This window comes from Prochlorococcus sp. MIT 1306 (assembly GCF_047304515.1).
Taxonomy (GTDB): Bacteria; Cyanobacteriota; Cyanobacteriia; order PCC-6307; family Cyanobiaceae; genus Prochlorococcus; species Prochlorococcus marinus_D.
The window spans coordinates 1786393-1803918 of sequence record NZ_CP138959.1; the positions used below are offsets into that span (position 1 = coordinate 1786393).

A 17526-nucleotide genomic window follows, 5' to 3' on the forward strand; every position below is an offset into this window, starting at 1 on the left:
TTGAGGCATCAATCTCAGCGCGACATCAAACAAGAAACTTCTTCTTATAAGAAATTCCCTTAAGCGAAGACAACACGCTTGATTCCGCTTTGAGCATTGGATAACGCCCAATTAACGAGACAGGTTGCCCTTTGGGACGCAAATGCCACTGACTGGAATTTTCCTTGATGACTTCAACATCAGCCTGACAGCCATCTAAGAACAATTTCAACCCGCCCGCACCCAAATCCTCATCAAACTCCAGATCAATCGACTCTAAACAAACAAAAGATCTCAAATCAAAAACTACAGACTCGAGCATATCTATATCGTCATCCCATGAGATACGACCAAATACCAATTCCCCTTTTCTCAAAGAATAACTACAGCCCACATTTCCCAAAATCAATTGGGGACAAACGTCTAGCTCAGCAGTGGAATATAGAGCACTAGCCGCTCCATACATCCTCTCAAACAGAAGCAAGTGAATTTCCCGCCTCGAGCCATTGTCTTCAGAATAAAGATGGAAACCATCCGACAAATAAGAAGTGTCAGTAGACAGAGTCTCTTCATTGAAAGATAGATCATGCAGCGAAAAATAGACAAGACCCCTTTGCCTACACAACTCGAATAGTCTGGTATGAAGGCATTTTGCGGCATAATTCCTTTCTCGGTCGCTGCCAAAAGAATTTCTATCGCCGCCAGCTCCATAACCGCCGTATATCACCACCTGGAGACCGTAAGAGGCAATCTCGCTCGCAAAAGCAATATATCTAGAAACAACATCTTCCACGCATGCCTCAATAGAGAGACCCTGCTGATAGCAATATCTAAGGATATTGACGCGGACATCGACTTCTCCAAAGCAGAGCATCACAGCCTCTTCACCAGAATTCATCCGCCTAACACGATTTAAGACTTGCCGCCGCCCACCGGTGGAAGAGTTTTCCTTGACCAGGTTATAAGCAGTGGATGCTCCGACATAATTCACTTCAATCTCGTCTCGATCCTCAAAAAGCTGCACATGAGAGTCGCCAAAAGCAACAATTCGCGAGACGCCCATTAACTCCAAGCTTTTATCAAGCAAGCAAGCCGAATAGGAGAAATCTTGATGCATCTTTCCACTTAAATTTCCTCTGATAACTTCAAACAAAAAGAAGATCGCATCTGTATTAGATGGCGACTGCTGAATCACTTGGAAGTAATAGTCAATTGCCTCTTCTGACTTCCCACTCTTAATAAAACACCAGCCCAATCCAGCAATTGAATTCATATGCTGACTATCGACCAACAACACACGCTTATAAAGAGAAATCGCTTCATCAAAACTCTCTATCCGACTTAGCTCGCCTGCAAGCCGGGAAAGTGCGTCAATAAAATCAGGCTTTACCTCGATTGCCTTGTAAAAACTTTCAATAGCCCCCTCATCATCTCCCAACTCCTTCAATACATTCCCTAACACCAAATAAGCATTTGCAAAATCTGGCTTCAACTCGATTGCCTTCCGATAACTCGCAATCGCTTCCTCAACCTTTCCCTCTTCTTTCAATACAAACCCTAACCCCAAATAGGCATACACAAAATCGGACTTCAACTCGATTGCCTTCTGATAACTCCCAATCGCGGCCTCGGCATCTCCCAACTCTCTGAAAACATTGCCTAACCCCATATACGCAATTACAAAGCCAGGCTTCACTTCGATCGCCTTTCGATAACTCCCAATCGCGGCCTCGGCATCTCCCAACTCTCTGAAGACATTGCCTAATCCCAAATAAGCATCCACATAATCAGACTTCAACTCGATTGCCTTTCGATAACTCCCAATTGCTTCCTCTAACTCTCCCTTTTCCTTCAATACATTCCCTAATCCCAAATAAGCATCCACATAATCAGACTTCAACTCGATTGCCTTTCGATAACTCCCAATTGCTTCCTCTAACTCTCCCTTTTCCTTCAATACATTCCCTAATCCCAAATAAGCATCCACATAATCAGACTTCAACTCGATTGCCTTTCGATAACTCCCAATTGCTTCCTCTAACTCTCCCTTTTCCTTCAATACATTCCCTAATCCCAAATAAGCATCCACAAAATCAGACTTCAACTCGATTGCCTTTCGATAACTCCCAATCGCCTCCTCTACCTCTCCCACTTCTTTCAATGAGTTGGCGTAATTAAAGATCAGCTCTGGAGAATTAGGAGCCAAAGGCAGAGCAAGCTGATATTGCTTTATTGCCGCAGAATGCTCTACCTTCCTTGACAATAAATTTCCATAGTTAATTCGCAAATTTACATCACTGGGAGTCTTTTGAATTGCTTTAACAAACAAGTCTTCAGCTTCATCCAACTCACTCTCGTCAGTGAGCAGTGCCCCCAAGTTGGAAGCTGCTTCAGCAAGACCAGGATTCAGCTCCAACGTTTTGCGGTATGCCTGCATTGCTTCTTTATTTTTCTCCATCACCCTTAAAGCATTCCCAAAACAAAACCATGCTTCAGGAATCTGCTGATTTCTTTTCAAAGACTCCTGAAAGACAAAAGCAGCATTCTCATGCTGACCAGCAATCGCAAGAATCTTGCCTAGATTAAGAAAGGCAATCGGATTACTAGCATCTTCTCGAATAGAAGCCTGGATTAAATCAACAGCCTGTTCCAGCTGTCCACGATCTTTATAAATGCATCCCAAGAGATGCAGTGCATTTGGCTCCTTAGGATTCACTGCAAGAATCTGCTTAAAAATAGCCTCAGCACCATCAAGATCTTTACCCTGATATGCCTCCACTGCTGCCTCCAGTAGCTGCATGACCTCCTCTTGATTCACCAGCCATCTCTCTCTTTTGCCAGTTTACTGCAACTTATTGCCTCGCTTCACTGCCTCAAGATACCTAGTGTTTCTTGCCATCAAATACTCGTCCGCAAATGCATACGGCGCTTGCTGCTGGATCTCCTTCACCTGAGCTTCTGGTTTTCGGTTATTGATCTTCAGCATCCTGACACCTTCAGCGAATAACGGCTGATTCCGTCAGCTTGGAGTGATACGCCAGCAACGCTTGCTTGTAGCCACCTGACTTACTCATCTTTGTCTTTTTCATCATCTCTTCCTCCAAGTATTGGAAGAAGGACTTCTCTCTTGGATTAAAGGAGGTATTGCTTGTTGGTGTTTTTAGCATTGTCTTCAGCGTTGATTGACTAATGAAGCCTTATTGAAATCAGCCTGGCGGTAGCACAGAGAAGCTCTCTGAGATGTCAAGCAGCATCACATTTAGGAAGTGCTTTTCTTATCCCTTGAGCAAAATCTCATCAGACTTGATCCTGTATCTATTTAGGCTCTATAGAATTTCCACAGAGGTTTAGATCTCTCAGAGCCTCTTCCGCATCTCCCCAAAGCTCTTAGAGATTTTAATTCTCAAAGGGCACATTCTACCTATAAGAGTTTTAGCAATTTTCTATTCAATGCTCAGAGATTCCTGACACTCTGAGAACCTTTTCTTCTCTCCAAGATACAGATGAACAGGTATCAACTTCTGAGATCTTCTCCACAATTGATGATCACTTGTCCCACCTCTAGGCAAATACTGAGTCCCAGAGGGTTTCACTTCTTCCACCTCCTCCAGAGGCATCTAGGATAATGTCTCAGCATCTGCTGCTAACAGCAGGGAATCCGATACCGCTTGAGGCTCTGATCCAGGATTCCTGCCTTGCCATCACTCCAGATCCTGGTGCTCAGTGCCTGCGCTCGTGCCAACGCCACTGGGTCATCCCATCGCCCCAAGCGGTTAATGAAATGGTCCTTACCTCCCAGTCACACCCTGACCTGCAGAGCTCCGTTGTTATTTCGCAGTGACGGTGGTCTCCTCATCACAACTTCCTCTTCCCCCCCACTACGAGTGTGGCTTCCCTGCGAGTTAAAGCCAACTCACATCAAAAGCCAAGCCTTTCCCGTTTGCTTTAGCTCTCTGTAGTTCCCACCAACCCAATCCCTGCCTTCAATCTCAGCGATCCGTCACCACATTCACGCAGTGGTGGATGCCATCGCTCACAAGGTGGGTTGATTTACGGCGTTCATATCAACCACGTCTCAGAGAGCAGAATCAGCTGACCTTTCCAGCAAAGACCTAACTTTGAATGAAACACCATTAAGAGACAACAAGATACTATATTCAGCTTTCAACATCGGATAACGCCCAACGAATCGACTTGAGAGATCTGCCGGAGTCCAGCGCCACTTACAGGGAGCCTCTTGGACTACATCAACAGCAATAGCACGTCCATCCAGGACAAAATTCACCGCGTCAACATCCAGCTCATCAGCAAATAATAAAATCACTGAATCAAAGCTAATAAATGCATTTAAATCGAATACAATTGAGTGCAAGAAATCAACCTCGGACTCCCAAACGAGTACTTCACCATCAAGAGAGCCTTTGACCACCATTCCATCACACCCGACATTCCCTAGCACGAGCTGGGCAGATGGTCGTTCTTCCAAAGCTCCCGCAAATTTCTTGGCAACCCGAGACATTCGCTCAAGCAAAAGCAACTGGACTTCTCTCAGAGCATTTCCATCTGAATAAAGATGGAAATCATCAACTAGGAAACGCGAATCAGTCTTAAGAGAAGCAGAATCAAAAAAACAATCATGAAGTGAAAAATAGATAATTCCTTTTTTCTTGCATGCCTCATCTAATGTCCTATTCAAATAATCAGCAGCATAATTACGCTCCGCCTCAGAGCCAAAAGCAATTCTGTCGGAGCCAGAACCATATCCTCCATAAACAAGCACTTTAAAACCCTGAGAAATGATCTCATCAGCAAACTCAAGATATCGAGATACCACATTAGACACACAGACTTGAATTGAAAGATTATGTCTATAGCAATACTTCAGGATATTAGCCCGTATATCAACTTCTCCAAAACAAAGCAAAACTGCTTCATCCTTTGGATCCATTCGCTTTGTCCGATTAAGCACCCGCTGACGCCCACCTGTTGACGTATCCTTCTTGATCAAATTATAAGCAGTCGATGCTCCAACATGATTGACTTCAATATCTTTAATATCTTCAAAGAGTAGAACATGCGAATCGCCAAAGGCAACTATCCTTGAAACACTTAGAGTGTTCAGAACATCACCAAGGAACTGTTCAGTATAAGAGAATTCTTTTACTAACTTTTTCTGGAGGCGTCCTTTGAAGCTCTCAAACAAGAAAAAGAATGCGTCCGTATTGATAGAAGTCTTTCGTAGCAAAGACGCGTAATAAACAATCGCCTGCTGATGCCTATCAGCCCTCAAGAAAGTCCAGCCCAAGCCAGCAATAGAGTTGACATGCTCATCATCAACATCAAGTGCTCGTTGATAAAGGGAGATGGCTTGTTCATATTCACAATTCTCGGATAAAATTCCAGCCATCTCAGAAAGAGCATTCACGAAGTCTGGATTCAGCTCTATTGCCTTGTGATAATTCATAATCGCTGCCTCAAAGTCTCTCCCCTCTTTCAATAGATTCCCTAAATTGAAATATGCTTCGGCAAAATCAGGTTTAAACTCAATCGCCTTCCGGCAACTTCCAATCGCTTCTTCTAACTCTCCCTCCTCTTTAAACAGATTCCCTAAATTCAAATACGCTTCCGCAAAATCAGATTTTAACTCAATAGCCTTCCGGTAACTTCCAATCGCTTCCTCTAACTCTCCCTCCTCTTTAAACAGATTCCCTAAGTTCAAATACGCTTCCGCAAAATCTGGCTTGACCTCTATCGCCCTCCGATAACTCTCACTTGCCCCTAATGTATCACCTAGCATTCTATAAGCATTTCCCGCCTCATACAAGACTGAGGAGTCAATAGGATTTAGTTTCAGAGCTATTTGGTAACAAGCCAATGCTTCATCCCATGACTCCATATCTCTAAGAACATTCCCTAGATTAAACTGAGCTCCAATATCTCCAGGTTTTACTATGACAGCAGCTGCAAGAAGATTCCTCGCTTCGTCTAGCATTTCCTTGCTTCTCAGAATACAGCCTAAGAAGTTAAGTGCATAAAAGTTTTTCGCATCAACTGCCAACACATCTCTATAAATCGCTTCGGCTTTATCCAGCTCTCCCTGGTTATGAAATGAAACCGCTGCCTGGAGTTTCTGAAAAAGCTCCTCTTGATTCACCATACTTCTCTAGCTGTAATCTAATTTTACAGCAACTTCTTGACTCGCAGCACTGCTAAGAAGTCTCTTGCGGCTAAAGCCAAAAGATATTCCTCCACCGAAGCAAAGTGGGTGAGCTGCAAAAGCTCCTACATCTGAGCCTCAAGTTTTATATAATTAATCTTTAACTTTTGATTCGACTATGCCTCATCACATTTGATTAAATCAGCCTGTAATACTACTCCAGGAATGCCTTCTTATAACAAGCTAACTTACTCATCTTGGTCTTTCTCTTCAGCTCATTCTCAACTGATGGAAAAATGACTTTACTCTTTGATTAAAAGAGATATTGCTGGCTGAAATCTTAAGCATTTTCTTCATAAGTATATTGATAAACACAACTTTATGTGAAATTGATTGGAAGCATAAGCTTGAGCAAGCTGAGAGAACAAGCCCACCAACTCCGCTGGTATCTCATAAAGGCTCAGCTTAAGTCCACCCATAACACTAACTCAGGTTTAAATTCAAGCTTGTAGAAAATAAAGACTCCACTTTCTTCCGCCTACTGCTAACCATATTCCATCAACTCAATCACCAAAATCTTCGCTCACTATCGCCATCGCGTATGCCATTCGCGTATCTAAACCTCACCGCAAGCTGATGCAAGTCCACTGGGACTTGATTGAGCCTGATATCAAGCATCACCAGAAGCTGTTGTTATCCTGGCGATAGTCTTTTCCTATTGCTTCTACTTCTTCTAGGAGAATTAAAAATCTGTGCCTAGTTTAAAATTAAATGTATTATCAATATCAGGTGAATGAAGAGCACTATAAATCAGCCGAGCCACTAAAGACATATAAAATTTAGAGTTTTTGGAAGGGAAAAACTTTAGCGTACCACTCAAATCATTTCCTGCAGCCATGCCATTGACGAATGATCCTGTCAATTGATCCTTAATTGACAGACGAAATTGCTCATTAACATCCCAATCTATTGCAGCTCCGATTGTTCCAGATGGAATGATCTCTCCGCAGTATTTTTGCAAAGAAATTCCATCCGAAATGTCATCGCCTGTGCTGCAACCAGAGCCACCATCAAACCAGATGAGAGAAGGGCCTAAAGAGACTCTCAAAGATAATTTCTTATTATCTAAAACCTTATAGCCAAAACCAACGGAAAAAATATTCGTGTTTACGCCAACATCATTTAGAGCATTATAAATGTAATCCGTGGAAGCATATGTACTCCACTTGGGAGTGGATAAAGATCTGTCATAGCGAATAGAGAATGCTCCTTGATTCGTATCAATCGTTGACACACCTTCAGCATCTACACTCTTATCAAAGTCAAAGCTCGCCGAAGCATTCAACTCATGATCCTTCCCCTTGAAACGAGTGGAAGCTGAAATAGCATAGCCAAATGACAAATCATCTCCCGTATTCGATCCATCAATGCCTACGTCAACCGAGCTGAGCCATCGCGATGGAGTGGGCTCTGGTGTAATGAAAGAGGTATCAATTTCAATACGACCAAAATAAGGGCTAAGAAGGACTTTTACCTTATTGCTACTTTCCTCTGGCAAGTATTCGCCACTGACCACATCTCCGTTAATCAGTTTATATGTAAGATTTTCAGCTTGTGCATATTGAGGGACAATCATTGCACCAACAGAAATAAATGCACAAAGACTCTTGGCAAAGGAGGTTGGGAGCAAGGTCAAAAACAGTTAAACAATTATCATTTAATACTACACCAATAACCACTGCCACAGATTTTAAAAGTTCAAGGCTGAACTACTATGGACTCTGCTCGCCATCCAAAAGTAGATACCTCTCGGCCAGCAAATAATATTAGATGATAAACAGAAAGAGGCACAAAGATAATTGAGACTCCTAACGCATAGAGCTTTTCAGGAAAATGATAAAGCGAAGTGAAAACAATATCATTTCTGCCACTGATGCTCTTATGTTCTTGCCAAACACGATATTTTAAAATATAACAAATGAATTAAATAACGTTAAGACAAGGAAATATAGAAGGAGATGGCTAATCATCAAAAGACCTCGAAGGCGCTAAAGGCAAAGCTCTATCCTTCCTCTATAGATCTTGGCGCAACAGGATCACTAATGCACTAATATTTTCCTTGTTGTTAAGAATATAGGATTCTACCTTAGTAAAGCGGCATAATTGATTGGTCTATATTCTAGAAATCAGATTTTCGAACAGAAGTCAATGAATGAAAAGTCAGAGTCAAATGATCTTCAATCTGTGCTAGACAAACAAGCCGATTATGCTTTCTCTCTATTTCAAGAAGGCAGGATAAAAGAAGCGGAAGAAATCTATACCAGACTTATTAAGGGTGGCACCAATAATCACCTGACCTATGGAAACCTTGGCATTATTTATGGAATAGAAGGTCGATGGCAAGAATTAATTGCTATGCTAGAAAAAGCACTCAAGCTAGAGCCCAACTATTTTGATGCTCATAATTACATCGGTATTGCTCTTAAGAGGTTAGGCCACTTACAGGCAGCTGTTGAATCATTTCAGAAAGCGCTAAGCATCAATCCAAGCTGCCCTAAAGCAAATTATAATTTAGGCAATGCTCTATTAGAAGAAGGTAAACTAAATGCTGCAATCGCATTTTTAAAAACAGCAGTTGATTTTAAACCTGACTTCCCAGAAGCACACTATAATCTTGGCATCACCTATCTTGCGCTTAACAACATAGAAGCTGCTATTAACTATTTCAATAACTCACTTCATTTAAAAACAGATTTTCCAGAAGCGCACAATAGTCTTGGACTCGCTCTTAAGGCCAAAGGAGAAAAAAATCTTGCTATTAACTCCTTCGCACAAGCCCTAGAAATTAAACCAGATTTCCCTGAAGCTTACTGCAATTTGGGCTCTATTTACCTAAATCAAGGCAATATAGAAACTGCTATTAATTATTTCAACAAAGCACTTCTCTTAAAAGGGAGCAATCCAGAGGCTCTCAATAATATTGGCCTCGCCTTCAAAGCAAAAGGTGAAATAAATAATGCTATAAATTCATGGATGAAAGCACTTGAAATCAAAACAGACTTCCCCGAAGCTTATTATAATTTGGGCTCTATTTATCTAGACCAAGGCAATATAGAAACTGCCATCAATTATTTTAAGAAAGCACTTCTCTTAAAAGAGAACTATCCAGAAGCTCTCAATAATCTCGGAAATTCTCTCCAAGCAAAAGGTGAGCTAGATGCTGCAATTGAGTCTTATAAAAAAGCGCTTAATCTTAAACCAAACTACCGAGAGCCTCAAAATAATCTGGGTTGTGTCTACAGAGCCCAAGGTGATCTTGAAAATTCTATACTCATATTCAAAAAAGCTCTTGCACTAGATCCTGATAATCCTGAAATATTATCAAACCTAGGTACGGCCCTTGAAGAAAAAGGTGATCTCGAAGCCGCCATTTCTTCATTTAAGAAATCCATCAGCAGAAACAGTAATTATCCAGCTGCTCATTACAACCTATCTTTATCCCTCCTATCTAAAGGAGATTATCCTAATGGTTGGCAGCAACATGAATGGCGCTGGAAGAATTGGGAAAAGAATGGAGACAATGGAGGAGGAATAGCGAAGAATAGGCCCACCTGGGTACCTGGAATGCAAGGAAGTATTTTGCTTTGGCCAGAGCAAGGCATTGGAGACGAAATTCTTTTTGCTTCTATGATTCCAGATATTTATAAAGCCTGTGACAGGCTAATTGTTCAGGCAGATAAGCGACTTCTGCCTTTATTTAGTCGTTCCTTCCCTAAAGATATTGAATACAGAGAAAGAGGTGAGATCATTCCTGAAAGTGATTACGATTACCATATCCCAATGGGTTCTGCTCCACAATTCTTTCGGCCATCCGCTGACAGCTTCAAACTATCTTCAAAAGGCTACCTTAAAGAAGATACTGCAAAGGCGCGGGAATTTAGATTGAAATTGCTGGATAATAAGTTTGACCATTTAATAGGCCTTAGTTGGCACTCTACAGCAAAAAGATCCCTTGCTAAGCAGAAAAATATAAGCCTGGAAGAAATTGCCATAGCCACTTATAGTCCGAAAAATAGATTGATAAATCTACAATACGGAAGAGTTGATGATGAAATCAATAACCTCGCCAGAGTGAACGGCATTGAAATTTACAACAACAAAGAGCTCGATCTCTATAATGATCTTGACGGCCTAGCTGCTTTAATTTGTGCTTGTGATGAAGTGGTATGCATAGACAATGTCACTGTAAATCTGGCTGGAGCACTGGGGAAAGCAACAAAATTACTTCTGCCTTTTAGCTCCGACTGGCGCTGGGGCTGCACAGGAAATCAATGCGATTGGTATGAAAGCATAGCGATTTATCGACAAAAAGAAATTGGCAACTGGCAAGATGTTCTTGCAAAGATTTAATCTTTAACTTGTAGGCATCTAAAGCTTATGTCGAACATGAAAGAATAAATTTCCAATCAATTTATTCTTCATTTTTTATTTTCCCACTATCTTTTTCTCTCCATCAAGCCACATATACACTATTAAGCAAAGACATCTTAGATCCTCTTAGGGAGTATCCATTCATTGTTCTAAGTCTTCATGACCGTAGAATATTGATATTGCGCCACAGAGTGATCGTAAGAACCAATTAGGCTGCAAGGAACACATCCTTCCTACTGCCACATTGATAATCAGGAAGAGATTATCGCTCCTATTGAGCATTCATAACAGACTCCCCTCCCCATCATGTCCTCCACCCTGCCCGGCGCCGTCAGCAGCGTCGACTCCATTCGCCTAGCCCTGCGTAGCTGGCCAGAAGTGAACGACTATCTGAACCATTGCAAAGGCGTGATCCTGCCACTTGGCTCCACCGAACAACATGGACCCACTGGCGCAATTGGCACCGATGCACTCACCGCTGAAGCAGTAGCTCTTGAAGTCGGCCGTCGCACAGGGGTGCTTGTCACACCGACCCAAGCCTTCGGGATGGCTGAACATCATCTCGGTTTCGCCGGAACGATGAGCTTAAAACCCGCCACTTTGCTCGCATTGATCCACGATCTCGTGATATCCCTTGCAAACCATGGCTTCGAGCGAATCTTTGTGATCAACGGGCATGGCGGCAATATCGCCACCACTAAAGCCGCCTTTGCCCAGGCCTACAGCAGCGCCATCAGCAACGACCTACCCGTGGCATCCAAACTGCGATGCAAGCTGGCCAACTGGTTTTTGGCGGGCTCTGTCTTTCGAGCAGCCAGAGAGTTATATGGCGATCAAGAAGGCCAGCACGCCACTCCCAGCGAAATTGCTCTCACCTTGCACATAGAACCCAGTCTGCTCAGCAAACAACGGCCTCTACCGGAGCCAGCCCCTGCAGGACCGATCCACGGCCCGGAGGATTTCCGCCGACGGCATCCGGATGGCCGCATGGGATCCAACCCCTACCTCGCTAAGCCAGAGCATGGTGCCTCATTGCTAGAGACAGCGGCTACCGCGTTGAGCGAAGATCTAACAAACTTCCTTACCGCAGCATGAGCAAGATCACCGCCAAAGACGTACGCAAAGTGGCCCAGCTAGCTCGCCTAGACCTGCCAGATGATCAGATCGCGACCTATACAGAGCAGCTAGAGAAAATCCTTGCTTACGTGGCCCAGCTTGAAAAAATTGATACCACGAACGTAAAGCCCACCACGCGAGCAGTAGAAGTGGTGAATGTGACGCGTACTGACGAGGTGACTGCGACACCAGTACGCGAAGAACTTCTAAATCTTGCTCCTCAACGCGAAGGCGACTTCTTCAGAGTGCCAAAAATTTTGGCCGAATAATCAACGTTTCTTGGGTTCTGGCAAGACAGCAGTGCGATGCAACAAACCAATCCAACGTCGCCGCCAGCGGCGACTGGGTATCAATTTGGCTAGTGGGCGCATCTTGCTACGACGTGCTGTGTGGCTACGGACACCCAAAACGATGTCATAGAGAAAATTAAACCCATCGGCTCTACTTTCAAAAAATCCGAGCCGCTGAGGTGATCCCCTGGCATCCAATAGAGGTTTTGTTGCTTCGTAGGCCGGCTTATACTCAAACCAGGGAATAGACGGCCATAAATGATGAACAAGATGATAATTCTGACCCATAATTAACCAATTCATCATCCTGCTTGGATACACTCTGGCGTTATGCCAACGGTCCCGTGCAGTAAAGGGACGATGGGGCAAATAGTCAAAGAAAAGGCCCAGGGTGACCCCAACCATTAAGGCAGGGCCAAACCAACAATTATAAATAAAATTCATGAAGTCAAAATGAAGACCAGCGATCACAATGGAAACAAAAAAACCGCGCTCAAGCCCCCACTGCATTAGCTCAAAGCGGCGCCATAAACGTCGTTGAAAAAAGAAATATTCATGATAGAAAAACCGCGGCGCAATCAACCAAAGCGGGCCAAAAGTGCTGACAATGTGATCCGGATCATTGTTGGGATCATTCACATGTGAGTGATGCTGAAGGTGCACTCTTGTGAACACAGGAAAACTAAAGCCCAGCAAAATTGCTGAACCATGACCCATGAACTGATTAATCCAAGGATTCGGATGAGCCGCCTTATGACAAGCGTCATGAATCACAGTGCCTTCCATATGCAAGGCGAAGAACGCCAATGCCACCAGAACTTGTAAAGGCCAATCACCAAAACACCACTGCCAAATCGTTAGCGCCGCCAAGCCATAACCGCCCAGGAACAATCCCACCGTGGGATTCCAAGGGGAAGGCGGATCGAGGTACTCCTTCGGCACCGTTAGCTGTTGAGAGGCCGACTTGGAGCTGGCTTCAGCCTCAACAGGATCCGGGTTGGAGAGTACCTGAGTCATCAAATGGAAACATACCCCCTGATCAAACCAAGGGCTTTAAAAAGGATGCCCACCGGGGGACTTGAACCCCCACGACCTAAGCCACTGGTACCTAAAACCAGCGCGTCTACCAATTCCGCCAGATGGGCACGTACTGAACTCTAAACACCACTCCAGAATGGGCCTACACCGTTGTGCCAAAGATGCTGGCCACCCTCCTCGGAGAGTTCTCTCTCCTGTTCGGCCTGGCAGTACTCCTGCTACCGCTGCTTGCCACTGAACTCAGTCGCCCCCGTGACGGGCTGTGGGGAGCTGTGGTGCTCATGCTGGGGCTGGGGCTGATCACCAGCAGCGACCGCTTGCAGGGGACCCCAATGCTGGCAGTGATCTGTGGCGCACTACTCGTGAGCAGGCTCGGGGTGGAAGTCGCCCAAAACCGCTGGCAACAACTTAGTGCGGATGATCAGCAAGGGCTGATTTCTCGGGAACGATGGACCACCAGCCTCAAGCAACTAGGAGCCTCTATCGCAAACCTGGGCAGCACCCTCAAGGGATTGATGGAACGGGTGCGGCCTGAACCAAAAGCAGACCAAGACTCAGCTTTATCCAACGAGATCACATCAGCGGAGGGATCTGAACCCAGCCCTGAATCAGGAGAAAGCCCTGAGCCACTCACCACTGAGAGTTTCAAACAACTGTTGACCTCACTGGCAAGCATCGGTGACAAGCTCAACGGGTTGATCGAACGGGTGCGCCCAAAAGCAAACGCAAGCAATAAGAAATGGGTGCGGCCTGAACCAACCGCAGACCAAAACTCAGCACCAGCTGTTGAGCAACAGCCATCTACAAACCAACCTTCATCAGCAAATCAACAAGCCGCGGATATTCCCCCAGCAGTGTCAACCGAGGCGGCACCAGCCGATCAAGCAAAAACCAACTCTGAACTTAAAGAAAGTTCTACGGCTCAAGCCAATACCAGCCTCAAGACATCGGTAGCCCCCAAGCAGACCGCTGAGCAACAATCAGAAGATCAGCAACCCGCTGAGAACAAACAAGCTGTTGAAGTTGGCAGAACTGACTCCCCAAAAGACTCAACACACCCTGAAGCAAAGGTTCAAGAACGCCAAGAGACGAAAGCAAGCCAGCTGCAGACTTCAACGCCACAGCAAACTTTTGACCAACCGCCAACTGAAACTCAACAACCAACTGAGACTCAACAGCCATCTCAAGCCCAACAGCCCAAAGACATCCTCCAGGCGGGTCCCGCCAAGGCCCCAACAGATAGCGAGCCAAAAACAACTTCAGACCCTGAAGACATTCAAGAGACACCAGCGGTAAAAACTGAATCGAAACAGCCTTCCATTGATAATCTCTCCTGCTGCAGTGACACCGTGACCCAGGAAAAACACCCGGAGGGTGTTGCACGAACCTCCTACAAGGACACTCTCAACCTCTTGCAAACCAGCTTTGGCATGCGCGCCAATGCAAACCAACGAGAACCAGAGTTACAAGAGTTCTGGAAGCAACAAGGTATTGATTTACAGCTTGGTCTGAACAATCAGGGCCAAAACTTCACCCTTCATGACGGGCCGCCCTACGCCAATGGAGCCCTGCATATGGGCCATGCCCTCAACAAGGTGCTGAAAGACATCATCAACAAGCATCAAATCCTGCGTGGCCGTCAAGTGCGTTTCGTGCCCGGTTGGGACTGCCACGGCCTTCCGATCGAACTGAAGGTGTTGCAGAACCTCAATCAAGAGCAGCGCGAAGCACTCACACCACTGAAATTGCGCAAGAAAGCCGCAGCCTTTGCACGCAAGCAAGTGGACAGCCAAATGGCAGGCTTCCGCCGCTGGGGCGTCTGGGCCGACTGGGAGCATCCCTACCTAACACTCCAGAAGGAATACGAAGCCGCCCAAATCCAAGTGTTCGGCACGATGTTTCAGAAGGGATACATCTATCGGGGACTCAAGCCGGTGCACTGGAGTCCCAGCTCCCGTACAGCCCTTGCTGAAGCGGAGTTGGAATATCCAGACGGTCACACCAGCCCAAGTGTCTACGCTGCTTTCCCAGCAGCGAAGCTGCCCGAGAGCTTGCGCACATCTCTTAGCAATCAGGGCCTGGAGCTGCCGAAAAACGGCCTAGAACTCGGCCAGGCTCTTCAAATTGCAATCTGGACCACCACTCCCTGGACTCTTCCCGCCAACCTTGCGGTTTCGGTCAACGAGAAACTCAACTACTCCTTTGCAGTTGACAACCAAGGTCGACTACTACTAGTGGCCACTGAGTTGTTGCCATCGTTACGCGACACCCTCGCGCTGGAACTCACAGCTCGCGCCACTGTCAAGGGAGCCCTTCTTGCAGGTCTCATCTACAAACACCCACTACTGGATCGAGACGGTCCGATCGTGATCGGCGGTGAGTACATCACCACCGAATCGGGAACTGGTCTTGTGCACACGGCCCCAGGCCATGGTGTCGACGACTTCAACACAGGCCAAAAGAACGACCTGGGCATGCTCTGCCCAGTAGACGAAAGCGGAACAATGACAAGCGAGGCGGGTCCATTCGCTGGCCTCAACGTGCTCAAAGACGCCAACCCCACCATCATTGCGGCACTTAAGGAAAGAGGTGCTCTGCTGAAGCACGAACCCTATTCCCACCGCTACCCCTATGACTGGCGAACAAAGAAACCCACCATTTTTCGTGCCACAGAGCAATGGTTTGCCTCTGTCGAAGGCTTCCGCAATGAAGCATTGACAGCCATCAACAGCGTTGAGTGGCTACCAGCCTCGGGCCGCAATCGCATGGAAGCGATGGTGCGAGAACGGGGCGACTGGTGTATTTCCAGGCAACGCACTTGGGGCGTGCCGATTCCAGTGTTCTACGAGAGAGAAGGCAATGAGGTGCTGTTGAACGACGAGACCCTTGCTCATGTCAAGGCCCTGATCACAGAACATGGTGCCGACGTGTGGTGGGAACGCAACGAAGTCGAGCTGTTGCCACCGGCCTATGCCGCAGAAGCTGAACGATGGCGCAAAGGAACCGACACGATGGACGTATGGTTTGACTCGGGCTCGAGTTGGGCGGCTGTTGCTAGTCAACAAGATGGCCTCGCCTACCCTGCCGAGCTGTACCTAGAAGGCTCTGACCAACACAGGGGCTGGTTTCAGTCTTCTTTGCTGACCTCCGTAGCCATCAACAGCCAAGCTCCCTATCGGCAGGTGCTCACCCATGGCTTCGCCCTCGATGAAAAGGGCCGAAAAATGAGCAAATCGCTAGGGAATGTCGTCGATCCAGCGGTGATTATCGACGGTGGCAAAAACCAGAAACAAGAACCTCCCTACGGCGCCGACGTTCTGCGCCTATGGGTGAGCTCTGTGGATTACTCCGCCGATGTTCCGATCGGAGCCAGCATTCTGCGTCAGATCTCAGATGTGTATCGCAAGGTGCGTAACACGTCCCGCTATCTGCTGGGAAACCTGCACGACTTCGATCCCGAGCGCGATGCGATTGCCGTGTCAGAGCTACCCCTACTCGATCGCTGGATGCTGCAACGCACAGCTGAGGTCATGGATGAGATCTCAACGGCCTTTAATCGCTACGAGTTCTATCGCTTCTTCCAGTTACTCCAGAGCTACTGCGTGGTCGACCTATCGAACTTCTACCTCGATATTGCCAAGGACCGGCTCTATGTGAGCTCACCATCCGAGCGTCGCCGACGGAGCTGTCAAACGGTGATGGCTCTCATTATTGAGCGTCTAGCTGGGGCCATTTCCCCGGTGTTATGTCATATGGCCGAAGACATCTGGCAGAACCTGCCCTACTCCGTAGCGGAAGACTCTGTCTTTCGTAGGGGATGGCCCACGGTCCCAGAGACCTGGCGAGACCCCTCAATGATGGCGCCAATGCACCAGCTACGTGAACTGCGCAGCGCCGTGAACCGCGTTCTAGAAGACTGCCGAAGCCAAGGGGAGCTGGGTGCAGCACTTGAAGCAGCTGTCCGCTTGGAAGCACACAGCGAAGCGCTCCAGGAAGCACTCGACTGGCTCAGGCAACAAGGAGATCCCGATGTGGATGGATTGCGCGACTGGTTGCTGGTGTCTCACTTACAAGTAGGTGGTGAACCATGGGCAGAACTACTGGCAAGTCAGGACAACGCCTTGGCTACGATCGAGGTAGCCAGAGCTCGCGGTAGCAAATGCGAACGTTGTTGGCACTACGAAACTGATGTCGGCCAACACACGACACATCCCACCCTTTGCGGTCGCTGCGTGGGCGTGCTCGAACATCAATAAAAGGGGGGGGCTCCACGACATCCCCCCATCCATCACAACCATGTCACCACCAATTCCATCAGCACTGAGCCTCTGCCTAATTAGCGATATCCAGAGGCTTATCCAAGTCAATGCGGTGATGACATCAACTCATCAGAAGCACATACTTATCCAGAACGGCAGTCATTGAACATTCTGCTTGAACAAGCAAAACTAAAAGCATCGAAAGGGAGCCCAAAAATCATTCAATCGAGCAATGGATTCAATGATCAATCCTCCA

The 17526-nt window shown here is 46.4% G+C and carries 10 protein-coding genes and 1 tRNA gene; 4 read left to right on the forward strand and 7 right to left on the reverse strand.

Annotated features, from left to right (window positions below):
• Positions 1 to 25: 25 nt before the first annotated feature.
• From SIB74_RS09055 to SIB74_RS09075, 5 genes are all read right to left on the reverse strand, one after another.
• Complete coding sequence (locus SIB74_RS09055; RefSeq protein WP_197463326.1) at positions 26 to 2797, reverse strand: tetratricopeptide repeat protein; 2772 nt, start codon at positions 2795 to 2797, stop codon at positions 26 to 28.
• A 178-nt stretch (positions 2798 to 2975) separates the two neighbouring features.
• Positions 2976 to 3146, reverse strand: a complete 171-nt coding sequence (locus SIB74_RS09060) for a hypothetical protein (protein ID WP_413681669.1) — start codon at positions 3144 to 3146, stop codon at positions 2976 to 2978.
• 476 nt (positions 3147 to 3622) lie between these two features.
• A complete protein-coding gene (locus SIB74_RS09065; RefSeq protein ID WP_413681670.1) occupies positions 3623 to 3748 on the reverse strand; it encodes a hypothetical protein in 126 nt (41 codons plus the stop codon).
• A gap of 306 nt (positions 3749 to 4054) precedes the next feature.
• The gene (locus SIB74_RS09070; RefSeq protein ID WP_063396869.1) at positions 4055 to 6136 is read right to left on the reverse strand and encodes a tetratricopeptide repeat protein; all 2082 of its coding nucleotides are present in this window, start codon (positions 6134 to 6136) and stop codon (positions 4055 to 4057) included.
• Between the two features lie 742 nt (positions 6137 to 6878).
• The gene (locus tag SIB74_RS09075) at positions 6879 to 7826 is read right to left on the reverse strand and encodes a DUF481 domain-containing protein (protein WP_231906138.1); all 948 of its coding nucleotides are present in this window, start codon (positions 7824 to 7826) and stop codon (positions 6879 to 6881) included.
• A gap of 518 nt (positions 7827 to 8344) precedes the next feature.
• Here SIB74_RS09075 and SIB74_RS09080 point away from each other — a divergent pair.
• The 3 genes from SIB74_RS09080 (at position 8345) to gatC (ending at position 11952) form a co-directional block, all read left to right on the forward strand.
• Entirely contained in the window at positions 8345 to 10546 is a 2202-nt protein-coding gene (locus SIB74_RS09080) for a tetratricopeptide repeat protein (protein WP_063396868.1), read from the forward strand.
• A 327-nt stretch (positions 10547 to 10873) separates the two neighbouring features.
• Complete coding sequence (locus SIB74_RS09085; RefSeq protein WP_063396867.1) at positions 10874 to 11662, forward strand: creatininase family protein; 789 nt, start codon at positions 10874 to 10876, stop codon at positions 11660 to 11662.
• Positions 11659 to 11952, forward strand: coding sequence for an Asp-tRNA(Asn)/Glu-tRNA(Gln) amidotransferase subunit GatC (gene gatC / locus SIB74_RS09090; protein ID WP_063396866.1), 294 nt, complete (start codon positions 11659 to 11661; stop codon positions 11950 to 11952). The genes SIB74_RS09085 and gatC overlap by 4 nt, the downstream gene beginning before the upstream one ends.
• Here the strand turns inward: gatC and crtR are convergent, their stop codons facing one another.
• Complete coding sequence (gene crtR, locus SIB74_RS09095; RefSeq protein WP_063396865.1) at positions 11953 to 12990, reverse strand: beta-carotene hydroxylase; 1038 nt, start codon at positions 12988 to 12990, stop codon at positions 11953 to 11955.
• A 46-nt stretch (positions 12991 to 13036) separates the two neighbouring features.
• A tRNA-Leu gene (locus SIB74_RS09100) sits at positions 13037 to 13118 on the reverse strand.
• A gap of 1242 nt (positions 13119 to 14360) precedes the next feature.
• On the opposite strand from SIB74_RS09100, the gene ileS reads away from it, so the two are divergent.
• Positions 14361 to 17267 carry an isoleucine--tRNA ligase gene (gene ileS, locus SIB74_RS09105; RefSeq protein ID WP_063397006.1) on the forward strand — a complete coding sequence of 969 codons (2907 nt, stop codon included), beginning with the start codon at positions 14361 to 14363 and terminating at the stop codon, positions 17265 to 17267.
• Positions 17268 to 17526 lie beyond the last annotated feature (259 nt).